Annotated in this window: 20 protein-coding genes and 1 pseudogene; 9 read left to right on the top strand and 12 right to left on the bottom strand. The window is 64.9% G+C overall.

Annotated features, from left to right (window positions below):
* From RDN59_RS03545 to guaA, 3 genes and pseudogenes are all read left to right on the top strand, one after another.
* Positions 1-739: IMP dehydrogenase (locus tag RDN59_RS03545; protein ID WP_308606635.1), on the top strand; the 739-nt coding region annotated here is incomplete at its 5' end.
* Positions 740-983: 244 nt separating this feature from the next.
* Positions 984-1,139 (top strand): annotated as a pseudogene (locus RDN59_RS03540) (LysR family transcriptional regulator); the annotation flags it as partial.
* 24 nt (positions 1,140-1,163) lie between these two features.
* The gene (gene guaA / locus RDN59_RS03535) at positions 1,164-2,732 is read left to right on the top strand and encodes a glutamine-hydrolyzing GMP synthase (RefSeq protein WP_308606634.1); all 1,569 of its coding nucleotides are present in this window, start codon (positions 1,164-1,166) and stop codon (positions 2,730-2,732) included.
* A 327-nt stretch (positions 2,733-3,059) separates the two neighbouring features.
* Here the strand turns inward: guaA and RDN59_RS03530 are convergent, their stop codons facing one another.
* Genes RDN59_RS03530 through RDN59_RS03520 form a run of 3 tightly spaced genes read right to left on the bottom strand, consistent with a single transcriptional unit; the run spans position 3,060 to position 6,415 of the window.
* Positions 3,060-4,235: an HNH endonuclease signature motif containing protein gene (locus RDN59_RS03530; protein ID WP_308606633.1), complete on the bottom strand. Its 1,176-nt coding sequence runs from the start codon at positions 4,233-4,235 to the stop codon at positions 3,060-3,062.
* Positions 4,236-4,268: 33 nt separating this feature from the next.
* Complete coding sequence (locus tag RDN59_RS03525; RefSeq protein ID WP_308606632.1) at positions 4,269-5,348, bottom strand: aminotransferase class I/II-fold pyridoxal phosphate-dependent enzyme; 1,080 nt, start codon at positions 5,346-5,348, stop codon at positions 4,269-4,271.
* Positions 5,349-5,359: 11 nt separating this feature from the next.
* The gene (locus tag RDN59_RS03520) at positions 5,360-6,415 is read right to left on the bottom strand and encodes a PspC domain-containing protein (protein ID WP_308606631.1); all 1,056 of its coding nucleotides are present in this window, start codon (positions 6,413-6,415) and stop codon (positions 5,360-5,362) included.
* A 113-nt stretch (positions 6,416-6,528) separates the two neighbouring features.
* Between RDN59_RS03520 and RDN59_RS03515 the strand changes: the two genes are divergently transcribed.
* Together RDN59_RS03515 and RDN59_RS03510 are read left to right on the top strand one after the other, a co-directional pair.
* A complete protein-coding gene (locus RDN59_RS03515; RefSeq protein WP_308606638.1) occupies positions 6,529-7,677 on the top strand; it encodes a PspC domain-containing protein in 1,149 nt (382 codons plus the stop codon).
* A gap of 2 nt (positions 7,678-7,679) precedes the next feature.
* The gene (locus RDN59_RS03510; RefSeq protein ID WP_308606630.1) at positions 7,680-8,333 is read left to right on the top strand and encodes a response regulator transcription factor; all 654 of its coding nucleotides are present in this window, start codon (positions 7,680-7,682) and stop codon (positions 8,331-8,333) included.
* A 134-nt stretch (positions 8,334-8,467) separates the two neighbouring features.
* Here RDN59_RS03510 and RDN59_RS03505 read toward each other — a convergent pair whose 3' ends face one another.
* The gene (locus RDN59_RS03505; protein ID WP_308606629.1) at positions 8,468-8,878 is read right to left on the bottom strand and encodes a hypothetical protein; all 411 of its coding nucleotides are present in this window, start codon (positions 8,876-8,878) and stop codon (positions 8,468-8,470) included.
* Positions 8,879-8,937: 59 nt separating this feature from the next.
* On the opposite strand from RDN59_RS03505, the gene RDN59_RS03500 reads away from it, so the two are divergent.
* Together RDN59_RS03500 and RDN59_RS03495 are read left to right on the top strand one after the other, a co-directional pair.
* The gene (locus RDN59_RS03500; protein ID WP_308606627.1) at positions 8,938-9,621 is read left to right on the top strand and encodes a hypothetical protein; all 684 of its coding nucleotides are present in this window, start codon (positions 8,938-8,940) and stop codon (positions 9,619-9,621) included.
* On the top strand, positions 9,618-11,162 hold the full coding sequence (locus RDN59_RS03495; protein ID WP_308606625.1) for a DNA polymerase Y family protein: 1,545 nt from the start codon (positions 9,618-9,620) through the stop codon (positions 11,160-11,162). The genes RDN59_RS03500 and RDN59_RS03495 overlap by 4 nt, the downstream gene beginning before the upstream one ends.
* 5 nt (positions 11,163-11,167) lie before the next feature.
* Here the strand turns inward: RDN59_RS03495 and RDN59_RS03490 are convergent, their stop codons facing one another.
* Positions 11,168-11,821, bottom strand: a complete 654-nt coding sequence (locus tag RDN59_RS03490; RefSeq protein ID WP_308606624.1) for a hypothetical protein — start codon at positions 11,819-11,821, stop codon at positions 11,168-11,170.
* Between the two features lie 98 nt (positions 11,822-11,919).
* Here RDN59_RS03490 and RDN59_RS03485 point away from each other — a divergent pair, with 98 nt between their 5' ends.
* The gene (locus RDN59_RS03485; RefSeq protein WP_308606623.1) at positions 11,920-12,807 is read left to right on the top strand and encodes a sucrase ferredoxin; all 888 of its coding nucleotides are present in this window, start codon (positions 11,920-11,922) and stop codon (positions 12,805-12,807) included.
* Here the strand turns inward: RDN59_RS03485 and RDN59_RS03480 are convergent.
* Genes RDN59_RS03480 through RDN59_RS03470 form a run of 3 tightly spaced genes read right to left on the bottom strand, consistent with a single transcriptional unit; the run spans position 12,794 to position 15,516 of the window.
* Entirely contained in the window at positions 12,794-13,474 is a 681-nt protein-coding gene (locus tag RDN59_RS03480; RefSeq protein WP_158381188.1) for a methionine ABC transporter permease, read from the bottom strand. The two genes, RDN59_RS03485 and RDN59_RS03480, sit on opposite strands and share 14 nt — an antisense overlap.
* Positions 13,471-14,610: a methionine ABC transporter ATP-binding protein gene (locus RDN59_RS03475; RefSeq protein WP_374044577.1), complete on the bottom strand. Its 1,140-nt coding sequence runs from the start codon at positions 14,608-14,610 to the stop codon at positions 13,471-13,473. Before RDN59_RS03475 ends, RDN59_RS03480 begins: the two co-directional genes overlap by 4 nt.
* Positions 14,611-14,625: 15 nt before the next feature.
* On the bottom strand, positions 14,626-15,516 hold the full coding sequence (locus RDN59_RS03470) for a MetQ/NlpA family ABC transporter substrate-binding protein (RefSeq protein WP_308606621.1): 891 nt from the start codon (positions 15,514-15,516) through the stop codon (positions 14,626-14,628).
* A 164-nt stretch (positions 15,517-15,680) separates the two neighbouring features.
* Here RDN59_RS03470 and RDN59_RS03465 point away from each other — a divergent pair, with 164 nt between their 5' ends.
* Positions 15,681-18,818, top strand: coding sequence for an error-prone DNA polymerase (locus RDN59_RS03465; RefSeq protein WP_308606620.1), 3,138 nt, complete (start codon positions 15,681-15,683; stop codon positions 18,816-18,818).
* Here RDN59_RS03465 and RDN59_RS03460 read toward each other — a convergent pair.
* The 4 genes from RDN59_RS03460 to RDN59_RS03445 all read right to left on the bottom strand — a co-directional run bounded on the left by RDN59_RS03460 (position 18,815) and on the right by RDN59_RS03445 (position 20,421).
* Positions 18,815-19,057, bottom strand: coding sequence for a helix-turn-helix transcriptional regulator (locus RDN59_RS03460; RefSeq protein ID WP_308606619.1), 243 nt, complete (start codon positions 19,055-19,057; stop codon positions 18,815-18,817). The two genes, RDN59_RS03465 and RDN59_RS03460, sit on opposite strands and share 4 nt — an antisense overlap.
* The gene (locus RDN59_RS03455; protein ID WP_308606618.1) at positions 19,044-19,592 is read right to left on the bottom strand and encodes a DUF2975 domain-containing protein; all 549 of its coding nucleotides are present in this window, start codon (positions 19,590-19,592) and stop codon (positions 19,044-19,046) included. The genes RDN59_RS03460 and RDN59_RS03455 overlap by 14 nt, the downstream gene beginning before the upstream one ends.
* A gap of 90 nt (positions 19,593-19,682) precedes the next feature.
* Complete coding sequence (locus tag RDN59_RS03450; RefSeq protein WP_308606617.1) at positions 19,683-20,153, bottom strand: hypothetical protein; 471 nt, start codon at positions 20,151-20,153, stop codon at positions 19,683-19,685.
* 7 nt (positions 20,154-20,160) lie between these two features.
* A complete protein-coding gene (locus RDN59_RS03445; protein ID WP_308606616.1) occupies positions 20,161-20,421 on the bottom strand; it encodes a helix-turn-helix transcriptional regulator in 261 nt (86 codons plus the stop codon).
* Positions 20,422-20,447: the final 26 nt, after the last annotated feature.

Below are 20,447 nucleotides of genomic sequence, written 5' to 3'. Positions count from 1 at the left end.
CGCCCGGGAGCTGGCGCCCGTGGTTAGCAAGGCGGGGGCGGAGCTGCTGTTTACCCCCGGCCCCCTGTTTCCCGCCGAGCACGTGCAGACGGGCGGGGAGCCGCTCAACTTGAAGGAGTTCATCGGCTCGCTGGATACCCCGGTGGTGGCCGGCGGCGTGGCGGATTACACCACGGCGCTGCACCTCATGCGCGCGGGCGCGGCTGGCATCATCGTTGGCTCCGGCGTGAACACCAACCCGGAGACCGTGGGCATTGATATCCCCATGGCGACGACCATCGCGGATGTTGCGGCCGCACGCCGCGATTACCTGGATGAGACTGAGGGCCGCTACGTGCACGTGCTTGCCGACGGCGACATCTTCACCTCCGCAGACATCGCCAAGGCCATTGCCTGTGGCGCCGATGGCGTCGTCCTGGGACCAGTCTTGGCCCGCGCGGCGGAGGCTGGTGGCAAGGGCTGGTACTGGCCGTCCACGGCCGGCCACCCGCGTTTCCCGCGCGGCCTCATTGAGCCGATTGGCGTGGCCGATTCCCTCCTGGGCACCGGCACTTCCGGTGTTGACGCTTCTGGCACCGCCGAGGACGCTTCAGCGACCTCCCTCGAGGTCGTGCTCCACGGCCCGTCCAACGAGCCGCTGGGTGAGCTCAACTTGGTCGGTGGGCTTAAGCGCGCCATGGCCAAGTGCGGCTACACGGACCTGAAGTCCTTCCAGAAGGTGGGCCTGGCCGTTCGCTAGCTCCTGCTCGGCGCAGCTGCCCGTTGGAGCGCTACGCCGAGCATCACTTATTTTGCTGTTGCGTGGCTTGCGAGCCGGTGTTTTTTCTGACAGCGTGGGCGTAGTGCCACCTTGCGGAAAACCACGCACCCGCGCACAGCAAGAAGAAGACCCCTCGCAGGTCGAGGGGGTCTCCGTTTCCCAGCAGCTAGCACAGTGCGAGAAGGGCGTCGGCGTGGCGCTCTATGAAAAGGTCGGCCGGCGAGTGCGCGTAGATTTCTTGCCTGGTAATCCCACCCGCACGCTCTACACCGCGGTGCGCGCCGGGCGCGAGGGACACCCTGCCTTGCGGGCGTTTTGGGCGGCGTTGGGCAAGGCAGCTGCCACCGCTAAAGATTTTGGACCTCTCCCTGCGGTCTAGGGTTCGAGTTCTTGCGTTAAACTGATGACCGTGACTAACCCAAATACAACCCCGCGTCCTGTCCTCGTGGTGGACTTTGGCGCCCAGTACGCGCAGCTCATCGCCCGGCGCGTGCGTGAGGCCAACATCTACTCCGAGGTTGTCCCCAACTCTGCCTCGGTGGAGGACATCAAGGCCAAGAACCCGGCCGCGCTGATCCTCTCCGGTGGCCCGTCCTCCGTATATGCGGACGGCGCCCCCGCACTGAAGCCGGAGCTGCTCGAGCTCGGCGTCCCGGTCTTTGGCATCTGCTACGGTTTCCAGTCCATGACCCAAGCTCTGGGCGGCACCGTGGCCTCCACTGGTGCCCGCGAGTACGGCCGCACGGACATGACCGTGTCCGGCGGCGTGCTGCACAAGGGCCTCGAGGCCACGCACAAGGTGTGGATGTCCCACGGCGATTCGGTCTCTGAAGCTCCGGAGGGCTTTGAAGTCACCGCCTCTTCCGAGGGCGCTCCCGTGGCAGCCTTCGAGTGCCTGTCCAAGCAGATGGCCGGCGTGCAGTATCACCCGGAAGTTCTCCATTCGCCGCACGGCCAGGAGGTGCTCACGCGTTTCCTGACTGAGGTAGCAGGTTTGGAGCAGAACTGGACCGCAGAGAACATTGCGGAGCAGCTCATTAACGATGTGCGCGAGCAGATCGGCGAGGAAGGCCGCGCGATTTGTGGCCTGTCCGGTGGCGTGGATTCCGCCGTGGCCGCAGCCCTCGTGCAGCGTGCCATCGGTGACCGTTTGACCTGTGTTTTCGTCGACCACGGCCTGCTGCGCGCGGGTGAGCGTGAGCAGGTGGAGAAGGACTTCGTGGCGTCGACTGGCGCCAAGCTCATCACCGTGGATGAGCGCGAGGCCTTCCTTTCCAAGCTGGCCGGCGTGACCGAGCCGGAGGCTAAGCGTAAGGCCATCGGTGCGGAGTTCATCCGTTCCTTCGAGCGCGCCGTCGACCAGGCCCTGGACGGCCAGGATGCCGCGTTCTTGGTGCAGGGCACGCTGTACCCGGACGTGGTGGAGTCCGGCGGCGGTGACGGTACCGCGAACATTAAGTCCCACCACAACGTGGGCGGCCTGCCTGACGACGTCGAGTTCGAGCTCGTCGAGCCGCTGCGCCTGCTCTTCAAGGACGAGGTCCGTGCGGTAGGCCGTGAACTGGGCCTGCCGGAGGAGATTGTGGCGCGCCAGCCCTTCCCGGGCCCGGGCCTGGGTATCCGCATCATCGGTGAGGTCACCGAAGAGCGTCTTGAGACCTTGCGTCAGGCGGACCTCATCGCGCGTACGGAGCTGACCAACGCTGGCCTGGATGGCGAGATTTGGCAATGCCCGGTGGTGCTGCTTGCCGACGTCCACTCCGTCGGCGTCCAAGGCGATGGCCGCACCTACGGCCACCCAATCGTCCTGCGCCCAGTCTCCTCCGAGGACGCCATGACCGCGGACTGGACCCGCCTGCCGTACGACGTGCTGGAGAAGATCTCCACCCGCATCACCAACGAGGTCAAGGAAGTCAACCGCGTGGTGCTCGACGTGACGTCGAAGCCGCCGGGAACCATCGAGTGGGAGTAAACGCGAAGCAAAGCAAACTCCCAGACGCTGCGTAGCGCGGCCGTGCCCTAACTAACTGGGCGCGGCCGCGCTCCCGTTTTCCGCCCCTGGCACTCAGTTCCGCGGAATGGAGCTGAAGCTCCTGCGCGCCCGCCGCAGCCGCAGGCGTCAGCCGGCACCATACGGTTAACACGCATGCCGCTAGCGTGCCCGTTGCCAGTATCGACGGCGTTAGTACGCACGGCACAAGGGCACATACCTCTTTAACGCGCGCGCGAGTAGCCGCACGCCGAGCAAGTTTTCTCAGCGAGCGGCTGGTTAAAGCGGCTGTGTGATTAGGACGAAGCTCTACAGGTGGGATGAACCCGGTGGCGGGTCCGGAGGTTCGACGGAGGCCCCAGGGCCGTAGCCGTAAGGCGGTCCGGGCGAGCCGTATGTCGGCGGATCCGTGGATGTTCGAGCAGCCCTACTCTCTGGAGCATGATTAGCTGTACGTTTAGTAGCACGCGGCGGGTGGGCCGGGCTTTCGATGGGAATCGGCGGGCCCGCCCACGGCGGCAGGTAGTGCACGCGGCCATCGATGCGGTCGAGATGCCCGCGGCCGGTGGGCTTTTGCGGGTCATCGTCGTTGACCGCGTTGTGGTACGCGCACAGCGGCACCAAATTGGCCATGTTCGTCGGTCCGCCATCTTGGAAGCGGGTGAGGTGATGAATCTGCGAGTCCTCAGCAGGCGCGTTGCATCCCGGCCACGCGCACGTCGGGTGCTCCGCCGACAACGCGAGGCGCTGCTTTAAGTTGGCAAAGCGGCTCGCCATGTACAGGTTCACGGGGCCGTGATGGGGATGGACGAGGGTGATGAGGCCGACGTCGGCAAGCTTTTCGCGCACGAATTCCGCACCGGTCATCGTCGCCCCATTCGTCAGCTGCAGTTCGATCTCCTCGCCATCACCGTCGACGATGCGGTCGAGCTCATCTAAGCGCACGATGACGTTGGACTGCAGCTTCTGCCCGGAACCACCGCCGCCGCGGAACACGGTATGCGCCGCGGTGAGCAAGTCCTTGTCGGTGGTCTTCAGCACGGCCAGCAGCTTGGAAATATTGAGCGAGGAATCCGTAATACTCAGCGTGTGGTTGCGGCCCGCGCGCCGCGTCACCCGCACGCCCGGGGCGGGGTCCTTGGGCGGGCGCCACTCTTTGAGCTTTGCCTTCGCCACCATGGGGATTTTCTCCCGCGGGGTAGCGGCCAGCAGTTGGCGCAGCTCCCACGCTTTGCGGGCTTTGAGCCTGGAACAATAGCGCTCAATCTCAAGGAGCGTGAACACGTCGTGGCCCGTACGGCGTGCCTTGCGCTGCCGGGAGCGGAACATCGTGTCCCCGAAATACACCGCGTGTAGCCCCAGGAGCTTCTCCGCGAAATCCGGCCGCGCACCCATCTGAACCAGCTGCGCGCGCGTAACACCGGCGCATTGCTCGACCACGTCGAGCCCGCGCGCTAGTGCTTGAATGTAACCCCCCAGTTGCATAGCCCACAGCCTAAACCAGGTTGGGGAACCTCGCTACTTGAGCGCAGAAATCGCAGCGCAGAGCTTATCGACGTCCCCCTCCTCCGTCGACCACGCCGTACAGAATCGCACCACCCGCAGGCCTTTGTGCTCCTCGAAGAACTGGCACACGAAGTCCCGCGAGAGCTTCTCTTCCTGCTCGCGGGTTAGCAGAGCGAACTGCTGATTGGTGGGGGAGTCAAAGAGCATGTCGATACCGGCGGCGCGGAATGCCTCGGCGATGCGCTGGGCCTGGGCGTTGGCGCGGGCGCAGATCTGCTCGTAGAGGGTGATTTCTGCCGCGCTGGTTGCGTTTGATCCAGTCAACGCGCCGGTGGAGGGAGTAAGTGGGGTGCTGAAGAGGGCGGCGAATTGCGCGCCGAGCAGCCAACCTTTGGCCAGCAGGCCACCGTTTTGCTTCATCGCATTGCGAAAGCGCGGAGCACCCGCGGGGAAGACGATGGCTTCGCCGAAGAGGGCGCCGCATTTGGTGCCGCCGATGGTGAAGACGTCGACAAGCGCAGCCAGGTCCGGCAGGGTGATGTCCGCAGCGGACAGGCCGTAGCCGAGGCGGGCGCCGTCGACAAACAGGCCCAATTCGTACTCGTCGCAGACCGCGCGCAGGGCCACGAGCTCCGCGCGGGAGTAGGCGGTGCCGAACTCAGTGGGCTGCGTGATGTAGACCAGTGCGGGCTCCGGCATGTGTTCCTCCACCCCGGAGGAACGGTACTCCTCCATGCACGCGCGCACCTGCGCGGCGGTGATCTTTCCCAGCTGGTTCGGCAGCGTGATGACCTTGTGCCCGGTGTGCTCGATAGCACCCGTTTCATGGGTGGCGATGTGCCCGCTATCCGCCGCGATAACGCCCTCCCAGGGGCGCAGGCGGTGGGCGATGATGGTGGCATTGGCCTGCGTGCCACCGACCATAAAATGCACCTCGGCGTTCGGCGCCTGGCAGGCAGTGCGGATGTGTTCAGCAGCCGTGGCACAGAGCTCGTCGGCGCCATAGCCGGCATAAGCCCCACCCGCCTCCGCGATGGCTTCCAGGACGCGGGGGTGGGCGGTGCGGTGGTAGTCGTTGCCGAAGTGAATCATGGTGGGCCAGTTTAGCTGGTGACCGTGACTTCGCCGATGCCTGCGTCGATGTGAATGTTCAACAGCGCGTCAGGGTCCTGGCGTTCGGTGCAGTTGCTCTCGCCCAGGCCGTCATCGCAGGTCAGCGAGACAGGGACGTCCTTCGGGAGGATGACCTCGACGGCGCCGATTCCGGCGTCGACGGTGACGTCGTGCTCGTCTTTCAGGCCGTGAAGCTGGCTGAAGTCTACCGTCGATTCGCCGATGCCCAGGTCGTAGTATTCCTCGAGTTCATCTTCATGGGTAGGCGCGATGTCTTGCTCACCGACGTTAAAGCGGAAGCTGAAACCGGATTCGTCATCGGCCTCGGTAACGAAGGAGACCCCAAGGAAGGCGATCGTCAGGGCAGCGCCCACGGCGCCGAGGGCAATTGCACCCTCGATCCACTGCGAACCGCGCTTCTTTGTCGGTTCCTCCCGCGGGCCCGGCTCCGGCAGGTCCCAGGCATCGGGCACCACACCGAGCGGATCCCAGGACGGCGGGGTTCTACGCCCTGGCGGGAAGGGGTGGCCGTCTGCCGGGGTATAGGGGTTGAGGTTGACAGGTTCCTCGCGCACCGGCTGTTCGGCGGCCAACAGCCCGCTGGGCGGTAGTGGTTCGCGTTGGTGAAGGGCGTACCACGCCAGCGCCAACAGGCCGAAGGTGAGCGCAGCGGGCGGAAGGCCGGCGAGGAACTGTCCGCTCAAGAAAAGCGGGCCGGAGCTAAACGTAAGAAGGACGCCCACAATCAGAATCCAGCCGAGCTCTTGCTCCTCCTTGACACCATCCTTGCCCAAGGCCGCATCGAGCGGGCAGTAGGGCGAGCCGAAGCGCGGCATGAGCGCCCACGCGGCGAGGTAGGCGGCGATGCCGCCGCCGAAAGCGAGCGCTGCGACCACGAAGGCTACGCGCACAATCGTGGGGTCAAGCTGGTAGCGCACCGCGATGCCTTCGCAGACACCAGCGAGGTGAGCGTCACCGCCCTGTTTCTTGGGAAGGCGGACGGGGCGGGTCGTCCACATCTGGTTGAGTGTGCTGTTCTTCGTCATGCTTTTATGGTGCCGTGCGGGGCCTTGCGGCGGTATCGGTAATCGCCCTGATTTTTCGACCTCAGGGTTGTCCCTGATGTGCCCGAGGGGCGGTGCGTGGGACTATGGCTAGTATGACTTCGCCCTATGTCCCCGCCGAGAACGCGGCGCCTTATCCCGTGATGTCGCGCCCCCAGTCTGGCCGTGTGGTCGCCGGCGTGGCGGCGGGGCTGGCACAGAATCTTGGGGTCTCGGTGCTCTCGGTGCGCATCGCCTTGACCGCGTTGACCCTGCTGGGCGGGGTGGGGGCGATGGCCTATGCGGGGCTGTGGATCTTCACGCCCGCGCTTGACGACGCCCCCTCCGCCCGCCGCAGCCCCCTCTCCCTCGTTCTGGTGTTCCTGGCGCTGGCGGGTAGCGCGGTGGGTGTGCTGGGGGTGTCGGGGGCGTCGCTAAGCGTGGCGGTGCCGTTGGCGGTGGTGGCCATCGGCGCGGTGCTGGCGTGGTTGGCGTATGACCGCGGACTGAACACGCCGGTGGGCCTGGTTGCCGTGGCGGCGGGTGTCGTCTTGGTCATCGGTGGCGTCGTGGTGGCGGCGGTGACGTGGGAAAGCGGATCGGGTTCGGCGATCCTGGCCACGGCGCTGACGCTGGTGGGCTTTGGTGCGCTGGTGGTGCCGCTGGTGCTCAAGCTCTGGCGTTCGCTGTCGCAGGAGCAGGCGGCGAAGGCGGTTTCGGAGGAGCGCGCCGAGATTGCCGCCCGCTTGCACGATTCGGTGTTGCAGACGCTGGCGCTGATTCAGAAGCGGGCGGGGGATTCGCGTGAGGTGACGCGTTTGGCGCGCGCCCAGGAAAGGGAGCTGCGCGCCTGGCTTTTCGACGCCCCCTCCGCCGCCCCCACCACCTGCTTTGGTGCTCTCGAAGCTGCGTGCGGGGAGGTGGAGGACCTCTTTGACATGCGGGTATCCGCTGTGACGGTGGGTGAGGACACGGAGCTGACGGAGTCCGCGAAGCTGCTTATCCAGGCAGCGCGTGAGGCCATGGTGAATGCCGGCAAGCACGCAGGCGTGGACGTGGTGGATGTCTACGCGGAGTTGTTGGCGGGCGAGCTGAGTATCTTCGTGCGTGACCGCGGGGTGGGTTTCGATGTGGATCGCATTCCCGCTGATAGGCACGGGATTCGTGACAGTATTCGCGCGCGCGTAGAGGGATCTGGTGGGAGCGTGCGGATTTCCTCGACCCCGGGGGAGGGCACCGAGGTGGAGCTGGCGGTAGCGTTATGAGCATGGTGAAGGTCTTTTTGGTTGATGATCACTCCGTCTTTCGCGCGGGCGTGCGCGCCGAGTTGGCGGCGGCCCCGGAGATTGAGATTGTGGGCGATGCTGGCACTGTTGCGGAGGCGCTGGAGGGCATTGCGCGTACCTCGCCGGACGTGGTGCTTCTCGATGTCCACATGCCCGACGGTGGCGGTCTCGCCGTTATTAACGCGACGGCTAATCAGCCGTCGCGGCCGGTGTTTTTGGCGCTGAGCGTGTCGGATGCGGCGGAGGACGTGATTGCGCTGATTCGGGCGGGGGCGCGTGGCTACGTGACGAAAAATATTTCCGGCCCGGACCTAGCCGAGGCGGTGGTACAGGTCAATAGCGGGGATGCGTATTTCTCGCCGCGCCTAGCAGGCTTTGTCCTTGACGCTTTTGCCTCCGGCTCGCCCGCGCCGGAGCCGGAGGAGGGACAAGACCCAGCAGTGGATGCGCTCACGCGGCGCGAGCTAGAGGTCTTGCGGCTGCTCGCGCGCGGCTATACGTACCGCGAGATTGGCAAGCAGCTGTTTATTTCGGTGAAGACGGTGGAAACGCACGCCTCCAATATTTTGCGCAAGACCCAGCAGTCCAACCGCCATCAGCTCACGCGCTGGGCCACCTCGCGCGACCTGGCTTAAACAGCCTGGCCTAGGCGGGCCGGTAAGGCGCCGGCTCAGACGTCCCGGCACTAACCAGGAACGGGGGCCGGTAGAGGCAGTCGTCGTTCACACAGTTAGTCCGGCATAGGCGGGTTGGGTTTAGTCGGTTGGGTCTAGGCAGGGGGTGCGTAGGCGAGCTTGCGGGAGCCGTCGACGTGGGGAAAGAGCAGGAAGGCCGCGCCTGAAACGAGCACCCACACCAGCGCGCTGCCCCAGGCAGGCAGCGCGAGGAGCGGGGAGAGCATAACCATCAACCACAGCGCCATAAGCGGGATGAGCTGTGCGGCGTTGGGCAGCATGGTGACGTTGTGGCGCTGGGCATAATCGCGCAGGTCCGCGCGGTAGGGGTGCAGGAGTACGAGCGCGCAGGCCGCGAGGAGGAAGAGCAGGCTGAGCCCTAGCGCGAGGCCGAAGTGGATGCGGCTGGTCCCCACCGCCACGGCGGCGCCGGCCAAGGCGGATCCGCCGAGTCGCACCCACAGCGGGGTGGGGATTGGGGTGGTGTGCGCGCGGAGGGGATTCATGGCGCCTAACGCTACCAGCGCAATTGCGCGCGTCCGGAGAGAGGTTCATAATAGGAGCCATGAATCAAACAGGTGTTCGTGTGGTGGGCGGATCGCAGGCCGAGCAAATTGCGGTCCTGCGTGCCCAGATTCAACGCCTGGAAACCCCGGATGTTGCTGCGCAGGTGCAGCCGGAGGTGGAGCTTCTCGGCGTCCCCGAAGGGCTATCTGAGCTGCTCCCGGGCGGTGGACTGCCCCGCAAACAGGCAACCGTCTGCGCGGAATGCGCCGCGCTCGTGGTGGAGCTGATATCTCATGTTAGCGCGGCGGGCGGACACGTCGGGGTAGTGGGCTGGCCCGATCTCTCACTCGCACAGGTGGCCGAGGAGGGTGATGTCTCCCGGGTTATCACGGTGCCCGAACCGGGCGCGGAGCCTTGGGCAGTAACCAGCGTGCTGTGTGAGGGACTGGACCTAGTCGTGCACAAGGGAACAGGCGAGCTGAGCCCCACGCGGGCGCGCCCCGTGCTGGCGAGAGTGCGGGCAGGGCAGGCGGCCCTGCTCACCGTGGGAACTCGGCTGCCGGGCACGGCCGTGGAGATTGGCGCGGAAGTTATCGCAGTGCATGGCTTGGGCCGGGGCAGCGGGCGGATTCGGGGGGTTGATATAGGGGTGCGGGTGGCGTCGGCAAGCATGCGCCCGCGGCGTGGAGTGCTCACGTGCGGGCAGCGGCCGGACACACGTCCTCACCTGGAGGCGGTGTGAGGGTCGCGGCGCTGTGGTTCCCGGATTGGCCCATCCAAGCGCTGCAGGAGGATAGCAGGGAGGCGTGCGCCATCGTGTCCCAGCACCGCGTCGTTGTGTGCAACGCGGCGGCGCGTCGGGCGGGGGTGCGCCGCGGGATGCGGGTGCGCCAAGCCCAAGCCGTCCTGCCGGAGCTGCGCGTGGAGGAGGCCAACCCGGACCGGGACGGGGTGGTGTTCGCGGAGATTGCCGCGGGGCTGGACGCGGTGGCGTCGTCGGTGGAGGTGTTGCGCCCTGGGCTGGTCATCGTGGACGCGGGCGCGGCCGGGCGTTTCCACGGCAGTGAGGCGAAGGCGGTGGAGATGCTTGTCGACGCCACCTCCAGATCCCACCTCGACGCCACCGTCGGCGTCGCCGACGAGATTGCCACCGCGTTGATTGCCGCGCGCCACCGCAACCTGGGTGCGGTAGTCCCGGCAGGCGGCTCGCGCGACTTTCTGGCTCAGCAGCCGGTAGGAGTATTGGCCGCGGAGGTGGCGCTGGGGTGTTCGGCGGACGTGGTGCATGCCTTGGAGCAGCTGGGCGTGCGCACGTTAGGGGAGCTGGCGGGCCTGCCGCTGCGCCAAGTCACCACCCGTTTCGGCGAGGCTGGACGGCGGTGCCACGCGGTGGCCGCGGCCGCACCGGATCGGCGCGTGGCGCCGGAGCTTGCGCGCCCCGACTTGGGTGTGGAGCAGGGCTTCGAAGAACCCCTGGAGCGCGTGGACGCCGCGGCCTTTGCCGCGCGCCAGCTCGCGGCGCGCCTGCACGTGGTGCTCGATGAGGCCGGCGTGGTGTGCCTGCGTCTGCGCGTTGCCGCGGAGTTCGAGGGCGGCGAGCGCCTGGAGCGGCTCTGGCGTACCCAGGAAGCGCTCAGCGAGGCCGCTACGGCGGATCGCGTGCGCTGGCAGCTCGATGGCTGGCTGAGTGCTGCGCGGGCGGGGAGTGCGCCGGGTGAGGGAGGGGGCATCGCCAAGCTGGCGTTGGAGCCGGTGGAGGTCGCCCCGCCGGGGGATGGGCTCCTGTGGGGCGCGGGTGAATCCGCCGAGCAAGCTAAGCGCGTTATCGCGCGGGTGCAATCCCAGCTGGGCGTAGACCGCGTGTTGCAGCCCCGCCCGGCGGCCGGGCGCGGGGTGGCCGAGCGCATCGAGTACGTTCCCTACGGTGAGCAGCGCGATCCGCAGCCGGAGGGCACGTGGCCGGGGCGCATCCCGGCGCCGCTTCCGGCGAGCTTGGCCCACCCGGCTGCGCGGATTCGGCTTATCGACGTCTCTTCGAAGGACGTCATCGTCACCGCCGAGGCCCTCCTTTCCGGGGAGCCGGCGGGCCTGGGGTGGGGGCGCCACCGCTACCTGGTGACCGGCTGGGCCGGCCCGTGGCCCGTGGACGCCGGGTGGTGGGAAGCAGGTGCGGCGCAGCGCTGCGCGCGCCTGCAAGTCGTCGGAGAAAACGAGAAAGGCCAGCGCGCCTGGCTCCTCGTGTGGGCAGGCGGGCGCTGGTCTGTGGAGGCAACCTATGCTTGAACTGCTTAGTTCAAGATGTCGATAACCAGGCGCGTCGGCGCCTTGAGCACCTGGACCGAATACGGGTGGCGTTCATTAAGCCCGATAACGAATTGCGAGCGGGCTTCGAAGGTGCCGCCGCTGACCACCTGGGTAACTAGGCCGCCGGCGCCGTTTACGGTGCCGATATTCGGGTCTTCCATGTTGAGCTGGAAGGGGTAGGCGGTGCCGTCAATGCTGACGTCGAGCGCGGTGGAACCTTCGTAGGCAATCGGGTTACCGGAGCCTTGTTGGGCGGGGGAATCGGTGTAATCGATGAACCAGCCCGGCGAACCATCCCCGACGAACTCGAAGACCACGCGGTCAAATCCTTCGTGCTTGCCCACGCGGACATCAGTCACCACCAGTTCCGAGGGGGCCGGCGGGCGGAGGGTTTTCATCTCCAGGTTGGCGTCCCCCAGCGGGGTCAGCCCAGCCGGTGCGGCGGGGGAGGGCGCCGTGGGAGTGACGGTAGCGGTGGAGGTGGAGGCGCCGGACAGGGTGGCGTCGAGAGTCTTCGTGGGGTCGCCGGTCCTGTCATCCGGGGAGGAAGATGGAGCGCATCCCTGAAGCACGAGCGCACCCGAGACAACGAGTGCGGCCACGGGGGCGGCTGTGCGCAAGAGACTGTGTTTCGGCATAACTTCGAGCGTAGCGGCACCACACGGGATTATATGCATCGAGCTAGGCATCGTAACCACATTGTTGTGAAGAAAGTGATGCCAGTTAAGATGGCGCCATGACCTTCTGCTCCGACGTCCAGGTTGAGCCCCTGGCTGGTACCGCGAAACAAGAATCTGTGTACGTCCTCTTTGAGTGGCCCACGGCGTGGTCGCGCGACGTGCTCGACGGCCACACCTTTGGACCAGGTCTCACCGAGAAGCTCAAGTCCAAGCTCAAGGGCGTGGCGGGCCTGCAGCTCATTCGCCGCCCAGGGCGCGCCGGGCATGAGCGGGGGACGGGGCGCTTTCGTTGTTTCGTCGTGTGGGCGCGCGAGGGACTGGTGCAAGATTATGTCCTGAACGGCCCGGAGGACATTCTTGACTTGGATCTGGAGCACCCCACCGGCACGTGTCTGCCGCTGGTGCTTGTGTGCACCCACGCCAAGCGCGATGCCTGCTGCGCAATCAAGGGGCGCCCGCTGGCTGCCTCCCTGGCGTGTGAATTTGAGGAGACCGTGTGGGAAACCTCCCACACCAAAGGCCACCGCTTTGCGCCGTCGGTGCTGCTGATGCCGTGGGGCTATTCCTTTGGCCGCCTCAACGTGGAGGCCGGCCGTGAGCTCGTGGGCAAGGCACTGCACGGCGAGTATTTCTACCCCGCCAACCGTGGTTCCGGTCTCACCACGCCCCAAGGTCAGGTGGCGGAGCTTGCGGTGGCGCGCCAGCTTCTCGACGCCTCCGAGACCCTCCACTACGGCGACCTCACCGTCGACGTGTCGAACAACACCGCGGCGGACAACACCGCCGCGAAGAATAGCGTCGTGGTTGTCCGTCACCGCGACGGCCGCGCATGGGACGTGGAGTTGGAAGAAAAAGAGGCCTCCGGCGTCGTCTCCTCCTGTGGAGACGAACCGAAGACCTCTCGAATCTACGTCGCGCGTCGCGTCGCGGTTAGCGGCGCATAATCTTGGCCGAGAGCCAGTTGCCGAAGAACTGCGCTGCCTGCACCAGCACAATGATGATGAGGGTAGCCACCACGGTGACCTCCCACTCGAAGGCGCGGTAGCCGTAGACGATGGCAAAGTCACCCAAGCCACCGCCGCCGACGTAGCCGGCCATCGCGGACATGTCGACGATACCGATGAACAGGAAGGTGTAGCCCAGCACCAGCGGGCCGAGCGCCTCCGGAATGATGACCGTGGTGATGATCTTCCACGGCGAAGCACCCATCGCGCGGGCCGCCTCAATCACGCCCGGATCCAGCGCCACGAGGTTCTGCTCCACGATGCGCGCCACCGCGAACGTAGCCGCAATAACCATGACGAAGGTCGCCGGCTCGCGGCCGATAGAGCTGCCCAGCACCGCCACAGTCAGCGGCTGGACAAAAGCCAGCAAGATAATGAACGGAATCGGGCGAACAAAGTTCACCAGGATGTTGATGATGAAGTAGATGGGCTTGTTCTGCAGGATGCCGCCCGGGCGGGTGGTGTAGAGCAGGATGCCGAGAACCAAGCCGATGATGCCGGCCACCACCAGGGTGGTGGCGACCATGATGAGGGTGTCCTTGATGGCGTCGACAAGCGTGCCACCCAGTCGATCCCAATTGGCCTGCGCGAGGTAAGTGACGTTCATCGTTGGATCTCCTCAATGTCGGTGGTGCGTTGCATATGTGCGTAGAAGTCTTCGATGGCGGCATCCGGGCCGTTGAGGCGCACGGTGATCTTGCCAAAGGAATGCTTCTGCAGGGTGGTGATGCCGCCGTGGACCACGGCGATGGACACGCCCTTGTCTGCGAGCTTGCCGGCGGCGTCGAAGAAGCCCGACTTTTCCGTCAGGTTGATGGTGAACAAACGTCCCTCGTGGGCCAGCAGGTCATCGGCCTCAACGACGTCCGGGGTGTTGCGCAGTGAGGTGGCCACGAACTTCTCCGCCACCTTGGTCTGCGGATTGGAAAAGACCTCATAGACGCTGCCGGCCTCAATGACGCGGCCGTTTTCCATGACGGCTACCTTGTCGGCGATGGAGCGCACGACGTCCATCTCGTGGGTGATGACCACGATGGTGATGCCGAGGTCGCGGTTGACCTTGCGCAGCAGGTCGAGGACCTCGTGGGTGGTGGTGGGGTCGAGCGCCGAGGTAGCCTCGTCCGCCAGCAGCAGGGAAGGGTTATTAGCCAGGGCGCGGGCGATGCCCACGCGCTGCTTCTGGCCGCCGGAGAGCTGCTCCGGGTAGTTATCGCCCTTGTCCGCCAGGCCAACGAACTCCAGCAACTCCTGCACGCGCTTTTTACGCTCCTGCTTCTCGACGCCCTGCAGCTTCAGCGGGTACTCAATATTGCCCGCCGCGGTGCGCGAGGACATGAGGTTGAACTGCTGGAAGATCATGCCGATGTTGCGGCGGATGCCCCGCAGCTTGGATTCGGGGAGGGGGACGACATCGGTGCCGTCGAGAAGCAGCTGCCCCGAGGTCGGCTTATCCAGGCCGTTGATCATGCGCACCAGCGTGGACTTACCCGCGCCGGAGAAACCGATGATGCCGATGATTTCGCCGGGCTCGACGGTCAAAGAGACGTCGTCAAGCGCTTTCGTGGTGGTTTTCTTGTTTTTAAAGACTTTGGTGATGTTGCGGAATTCAATCCGGGTGCCCCGGTGGGCGCCAGTTTGTTCAGTCACGTGGGTTTCCTTTGTACGTGTCCGTGTAGTGAGTGAGGAGGGAGTAACGGGCAAAATCCCCCGGGTCACGCAATCAAGCGTGAACGCGGGGGACATGTGGATTACGCGGGCTTAGACCTGCTCTTCGAGGCGGTCCAGGATTTCCTGGAGCTCTTCCTGGGAGCGGTCCACGGCCACGGCGGTGTCGCCGGAGGACTTCAGGACCGCGTCGGTGACCTTCTGGTCCTTCCACAGCTTGGCCAGCTCGTGGAGGGTTTCGTTATCGGCGTCGTCGGCACGCACGGCCCAGACGTTGATGTAGGGCTCGGCTTCGGTGGAGTCCGGATCATCCTGAGCAACGGCGGACTGCGGGTCAATGCCGGCGCGCTCGAGGAAGGAGTTGTTGATAACGGCAGGCTTGCCCTCGCCGTAGGCGGCCGGGGTCTGCGCGGCGTCCACCGGGGTGACCGTGACCTTGGACTTCTTTTCATCGATGTCCAGCGGGGTCGGGGTCAGCGGGCTGTTCTCCTTGAGCGTGACCAGGCCTTCCTGGACCAGTAGGCCGATGGCGCGGCCCTGGTTGGTGGAGTCGTTCGGGATGGCGATTTCCTGGCCCTCGATGCCAGCGAGGTCCTTGTGGTCCTTCCAGTAGATAGCCAGCGGGTAGATCTCGGTGGCAGCCAGCGGGACCAGGTCGGTGCCGTTGCCCTTGTTGTACTCAGCCAGGAACTTCAGGTGCTGGAACTTGTTGGTGCTCAGCTGGCCCTGGTCCAGAGCCTGGTTCGGAGTGTTGTAGTCGGCGAAGTTCTCCAGCTTGATGTCGTAGCCGGCTTCCTTGGCCAGGTCCTGGAAGACGGCCCACTCTTCCATGTTGGCGTCGGTGGTACCGATGGTGATGGTGGAGTCTTTGGTGATGGCCTCGCCGGAGTTCTCGGACTCAGCGGAGTCTGAGGAGCACGCAACCAGGCCGGTTGCGGCGATGACGGCTGCCGAGGTGGCAGCAAGTACGCGACGGATGCTCATAGTGGGTTCCTAGTGTCCCTTCTTGGTTTGTGCGGTAAGTCGTATCACCGCAGGAGTATGCACTGCACGAAAAACTAGCAACGATTGAACCGCTTTGTCTATCCGGGTGTTTGTTCAACGAAAACCTTGACTGGAATACGTGTTCGAATATAGTGTGTGGGGCTATGAGATTCAATGGGGGTGAGGCGCTGCCGTGGTCCCGGGTGGAGAGGATTCTCTCTGGCCGCCCGGGGCCCATTCCGGTGTCGGTGGACCATCTGCCGCAGGCCACGGACGCGCCGAAAGTGGGGCATTCTTCCGTGCCTTTCGCGGAGCTGCACGCGGTAAGTTCCTATAGCTTCCTGCATGGCGCCTCCGAGCCGGAGGAGCTCGTGGCGCGCGCCGTCGAGCTGGGTTTGCGGGGGATTGCGCTGGTAGATCGGGATGGATTCTATGGCCTCATGAAGTTTGCGGAGGCCGCCGCCAAGGTTGGTCTGCCCGCAGTCTTTGGTGCGGAGCTTAGCCTCGGCCCGGCCCCGCTGACCGTCCTGGCGCGCACCCCGGAGGGCTATCGGCGGCTATCCCGGCTCATTTCCCGCGCCCACATGGAGGCGGGGGAGAAGGGGGTCGTGTCCTATCCTCCCCTGGCGGAGATTGGTGTGCAGCTGCAGGATGAGTGCCTCTTTCTGGTGGACTGGGAATGGGCGGAGCATTTCGATCTTCTGGTCGAGGGAATAAAAATAGACAGCATGGTTTTGGAGTATGCGTGTACCCAGCTCCCGGAGGATGCCGACCACCACCTACTGTTGGATTCTTTGCCGGTTCCGCGCGCCATTGCTACCGCCCACCCGGCTGCCGCTACGCGGGACCAGGCGCGGCTGGCCGGGGCCAAACAAGCCCTGTCTAGACGCCTCGCGCTTGCCGACGCCTCCCCCAACTCCCACCCCATGGGCTCGTCCTGGCTGCGCTCCGGGGAACAGATGGCGCGCCTGCTGCCTGAGCGTCCAGAACTCATCGCGGAAACCGTCCGAGTGTTGGAGGACTGCAGTTTCACCTGGGAAGCCTTGGCACCCAACCTGCCTGATTTCGACGTGCCGGAAGGGCATACCGAGATGTCCTGGCTGGAGCACCTCACCTTTGAGCGCGCGGCAGTTCGCTATGCCACGCGCCCCGCGGAGATTCAGCGCAGGGCGTGGGAGCAGATGTGGTATGAGCTGGGTGTGGTTAAGCAGCTGGGCTTTCCCGGCTACTTCCTCATCGTGTGTGATCTGGTGGATTTTTGTAAACAGGAAAACATCCTGTGTCAGGGGCGCGGGTCGGCGGCGAATTCGGCGGTGTGCTTCGCTTTGGGGATTACGAATGCGGAGCCGATTTCCGCGGGCCTGCTCTTTGAGCGTTTCCTCTCCCCGGATCGTGACGGCCCGCCGGATATTGACATTGATATTGAATCCGGGCGGCGTGAGGAGGTTATCCAGTACGTCTATGCCAAACACGGTCGCGAGAGGGCGGCGCAGGTGGCCAACGTGATTACGTACCGGCGCAAAGGGGCGCTGCGGGATGCCGCCCGCGCGTTGGGCTACCCACAGGGCTCGGCCGATGCCTGGTCGAAGGGCATTGCGCCCGCGCCTAGCGCCGTTGAATCTTTGGCCGAACAGTTCCTGGGCCAGCCGCGGCACCTGGGTATCCACTCCGGCGGCATGGTGCTGTGTGACCGGCCGATTGCGGATGTTGTGCCCGTGGAATGGGCGCGCATGGAAAACCGTTCGGTGCTGCAGTGGGATAAGGATGATTGTGCGGCGGCCGGGCTGGTGAAGTTCGACCTGCTGGGCCTGGGCATGCTCGAAGCCCTGCACCACATGATGGACTTGGTGGAGGAGAGCACCGGCCGGGTGGTCAACTTATGGGAGCTAGACCTAGCTGACGTGGAAGTCTATGACATGCTCTGCCGCGCGGATGCGGTGGGCGTGTTCCAGGTGGAATCGCGCGCGCAGCTGAGCACGCTGCCGAGGCTCAAACCGCGGGTCTTCTTCGACCTCGTCGTGGAGGTCGCACTCATCCGGCCGGGCCCCATCCAGGGTGGTTCGGTGCACCCTTATCTGCGCCGCCGCGATGGTAAGGAGCCGGTCACCTATGACCATCCGGTGCTAGAGAAGTCCCTGGGCAAGACACTGGGAATTCCGCTCTTTCAGGAGCAGCTCATGCAGATTGCAGTCGATGCCGCCGGGTTCAGCGGCGCGGAGGCGGACGACCTGCGGCGCGCGATGGGCTCGAAGCGCTCGCCGGCCAAGATGGCAGCGCTCAAGCAGCGCTTCTACGAGGGGCTAGAGGAGACCAACGGGATTACCGGGGAAATCGCGGACAAGCTGTGGGCCAAGATCGTGGCCTTCGCCGCCTATGGCTTCCCGGAGTCACACTCGCAGTCTTTTGCCTCCTTGGTGTACTTTTCGGCGTGGTTTAAGCGCTATTATCCGGCGCAGTTTTGTGTGGGCCTGCTGCGCGCGCAGCCGATGGGCTTCTATTCGCCGCAGTCCCTCATTCAGGATGCGCGCCGCCACGGCGTGGAGGTGCTGCCGGTCAGCGTCAACGAATCGGGCCGCGAGGCGCGCGTGGTGGTGGGCGCGGACGGCCAGGCGCGCATTCGGCTGGGCCTTAACCTCATCAAAGGCTTGGGTGATAAGGCCGCTGACCGCATTGAGGCAGCCGCGCCGTTTGCCGACGTCCCCGATCTCTCCCGCCGCGCCGATCTCACCGTTGATCACGTGGAGGCCCTCGCGGTGGCGGGTGCCTTGGATGTCTTTGGGGTGGACCGGCGCCAAGCCCTGTGGCAGGCGGGCGTGGCCGCGACAGAACGGGCAGGGATGCTGCCGGGGCTGTCTGCTATTGAGGCGCCGTCCTTGCCGGGTATGAGCGCCTTCGAGCTCATGGCGGCGGACGTGGCTAGCACCGGCGTGACCCACAACCAGCAGCCGATGGAGCAGGTCCGCGGGGAATTGCAGGCCCGCGGCATCCTATCGGCGGCGGATTTGCCGGGCGTGGAGGATGGCACCCGCGTGCGCATCGCCGGGGTGGTCACGCACCGCCAGCGCCCGCAGACCGCGGGCGGGGTGGTCTTCTTCGGTTTGGAGGATGAGACCGGGTTGATGAACGTGATGGTCTCGCCTGGCCTGTGGGCCCGGGATAAGGTGACGGCTCGGACGGCGCCCGCGCTCATCGTGCGCGGCATCGTGCAGAACGCTTCCGGCGCGGTCACCGTTGCCGCGGACCAGCTGGAGCCGCTGGCCTTCGGCGAGGCTCTCTCGCGCGGCTCGCGGGATTTCCGCTAGCTCTCGACGCTGAAGAGATCCCCGGGCTGGCACTCCAGAGCTGCGCAGAGGGCGGCGAGGGTGCTAAAGCGCACGGCCTTGGCGCGATTGTTTTTAAGGACTGAGAGGTTTACCGGGGTAATGCCGACTTGCTTGGCCAAATCGGTGCCGGTGATCTGACGCTGGGCCATCACCTCATCGAGGTGACAGGTCACGATAGGATCAGTGTTTTTAAGCTCATTACTTTTAGACAAGGCCATCCACATCCTCTTCGAGCGCGCTGCCACGTTTGATGGCAACGGAAAAGAGAATCAGCACGCAGACTGCGATATAGGGGATGGCCAGTTCTGCTAGGGGCGTGCCGGTGTGGTTGACCCACCAATCAATACCTAAGTCATTTGCGGCCCAGTTGTTGCCCATGCCCTCGATACCGAAGCGGGCGATGGCCCACACGAAGATACACACGGCGAGTCCATTCAGCGACCGCGTCGAGCGGGGGTCGAAGAGCTTGCCCTGTTGCATTGTCCGGGCAAGGGAGAAGATGAAGCCCGCGGCAGCAAAGATAGCCACGATCTTGAGGATGAGCGCGGTCATGAGCATCCAGTAGGCGCCGCCGTCCAGGTTGTGGGCGCCGAGCCCCTCTGGCACGGCTGCGCTGAGCGCGGTGTTAAACGTGCCGTCGAAGACGTCCCGGGCGTAGTTGGGCAGGATGAGCGCGATGGTAAGAGCGGCGAGGAAAATGGCCGCGCCGATGTCACTGCGCTCCTTTTTAGCTTTCTTTGCGGGGTCTGTCATGGTTGTCCCTTCCGCCGATTGCTTATCGACTATCGATATTGTCGTAATTCGATAATATCGATTAGCGATAAACATGGCAAGGGGTTGGGACTATTCCTTTGAAATAAGCTCGTCGCGGTTCATCTTTCCGGCGAGGGAACGCGCCACGGAGAAGGGCAGCCACACCAGCAGGAGCAAGATGAGCTTGAGGTAGAGCTGGGATACGAACACACCATCCATGACGGGCATGGTCCTTGCGCCCCAGCTGATGACGCCGGTGAGTAGCAGCAGGACGATAAGCGCGGCGAGGGAGAACTTGAGGCCATCGTCGCGTGCTTCGACGTGCAGCTGCATCTGGTACTCATCGAGTTCGGCTGTGGGAAGGTCTGCCGAGTTGATGGTTGTGCGTAGGCGCGCCGTCATCAGCGCGCACAGCAGTGTTCCGAGGGCGGCCACCATCAGTGAAGTGAACAGGTCCCAGAACTGCAGGGGGAGGGAGAGAATGATGAGGCCGGCGGACAGGTCGGCCAGGGTGCTGTAGCGCTTGCGGGCTTTTACTGAATCGGGAATAGAGGCGGACATGTGTGTCTTATCCTTTTCGGTAGATTTCGGAGGACATGGGGGTGAATTCAGTCCGGGAGAACACGGCTTCCACGGGTAGGTCAAAGACCTCGCAGATATTGAAGGCGAGATCCAGGCTGGGGGAGTGGTCGCCGCGCTCGAGGGCGCCGATGGTTTGGGGGTTGACCCCGATGGCGTCGGCAAGCTGTGCGCGCGTCATGTCCCGTTCAGCGCGGAGCACGCGTACCCGGTTAAATAGTGGGCGAGTGGGCTTTTTCTTTGGGGACATGCACCACAGTGTTGTATAAACCCAAC

Origin of the sequence: uncultured Corynebacterium sp. (assembly GCF_902489365.1) — a bacterium.
GTDB lineage: Bacteria > Actinomycetota > Actinomycetes > Mycobacteriales > Mycobacteriaceae > Corynebacterium.
Note: the sequence above shows the minus strand (reverse complement) of the source record. Positions and strands in the feature narration are given on the sequence as shown.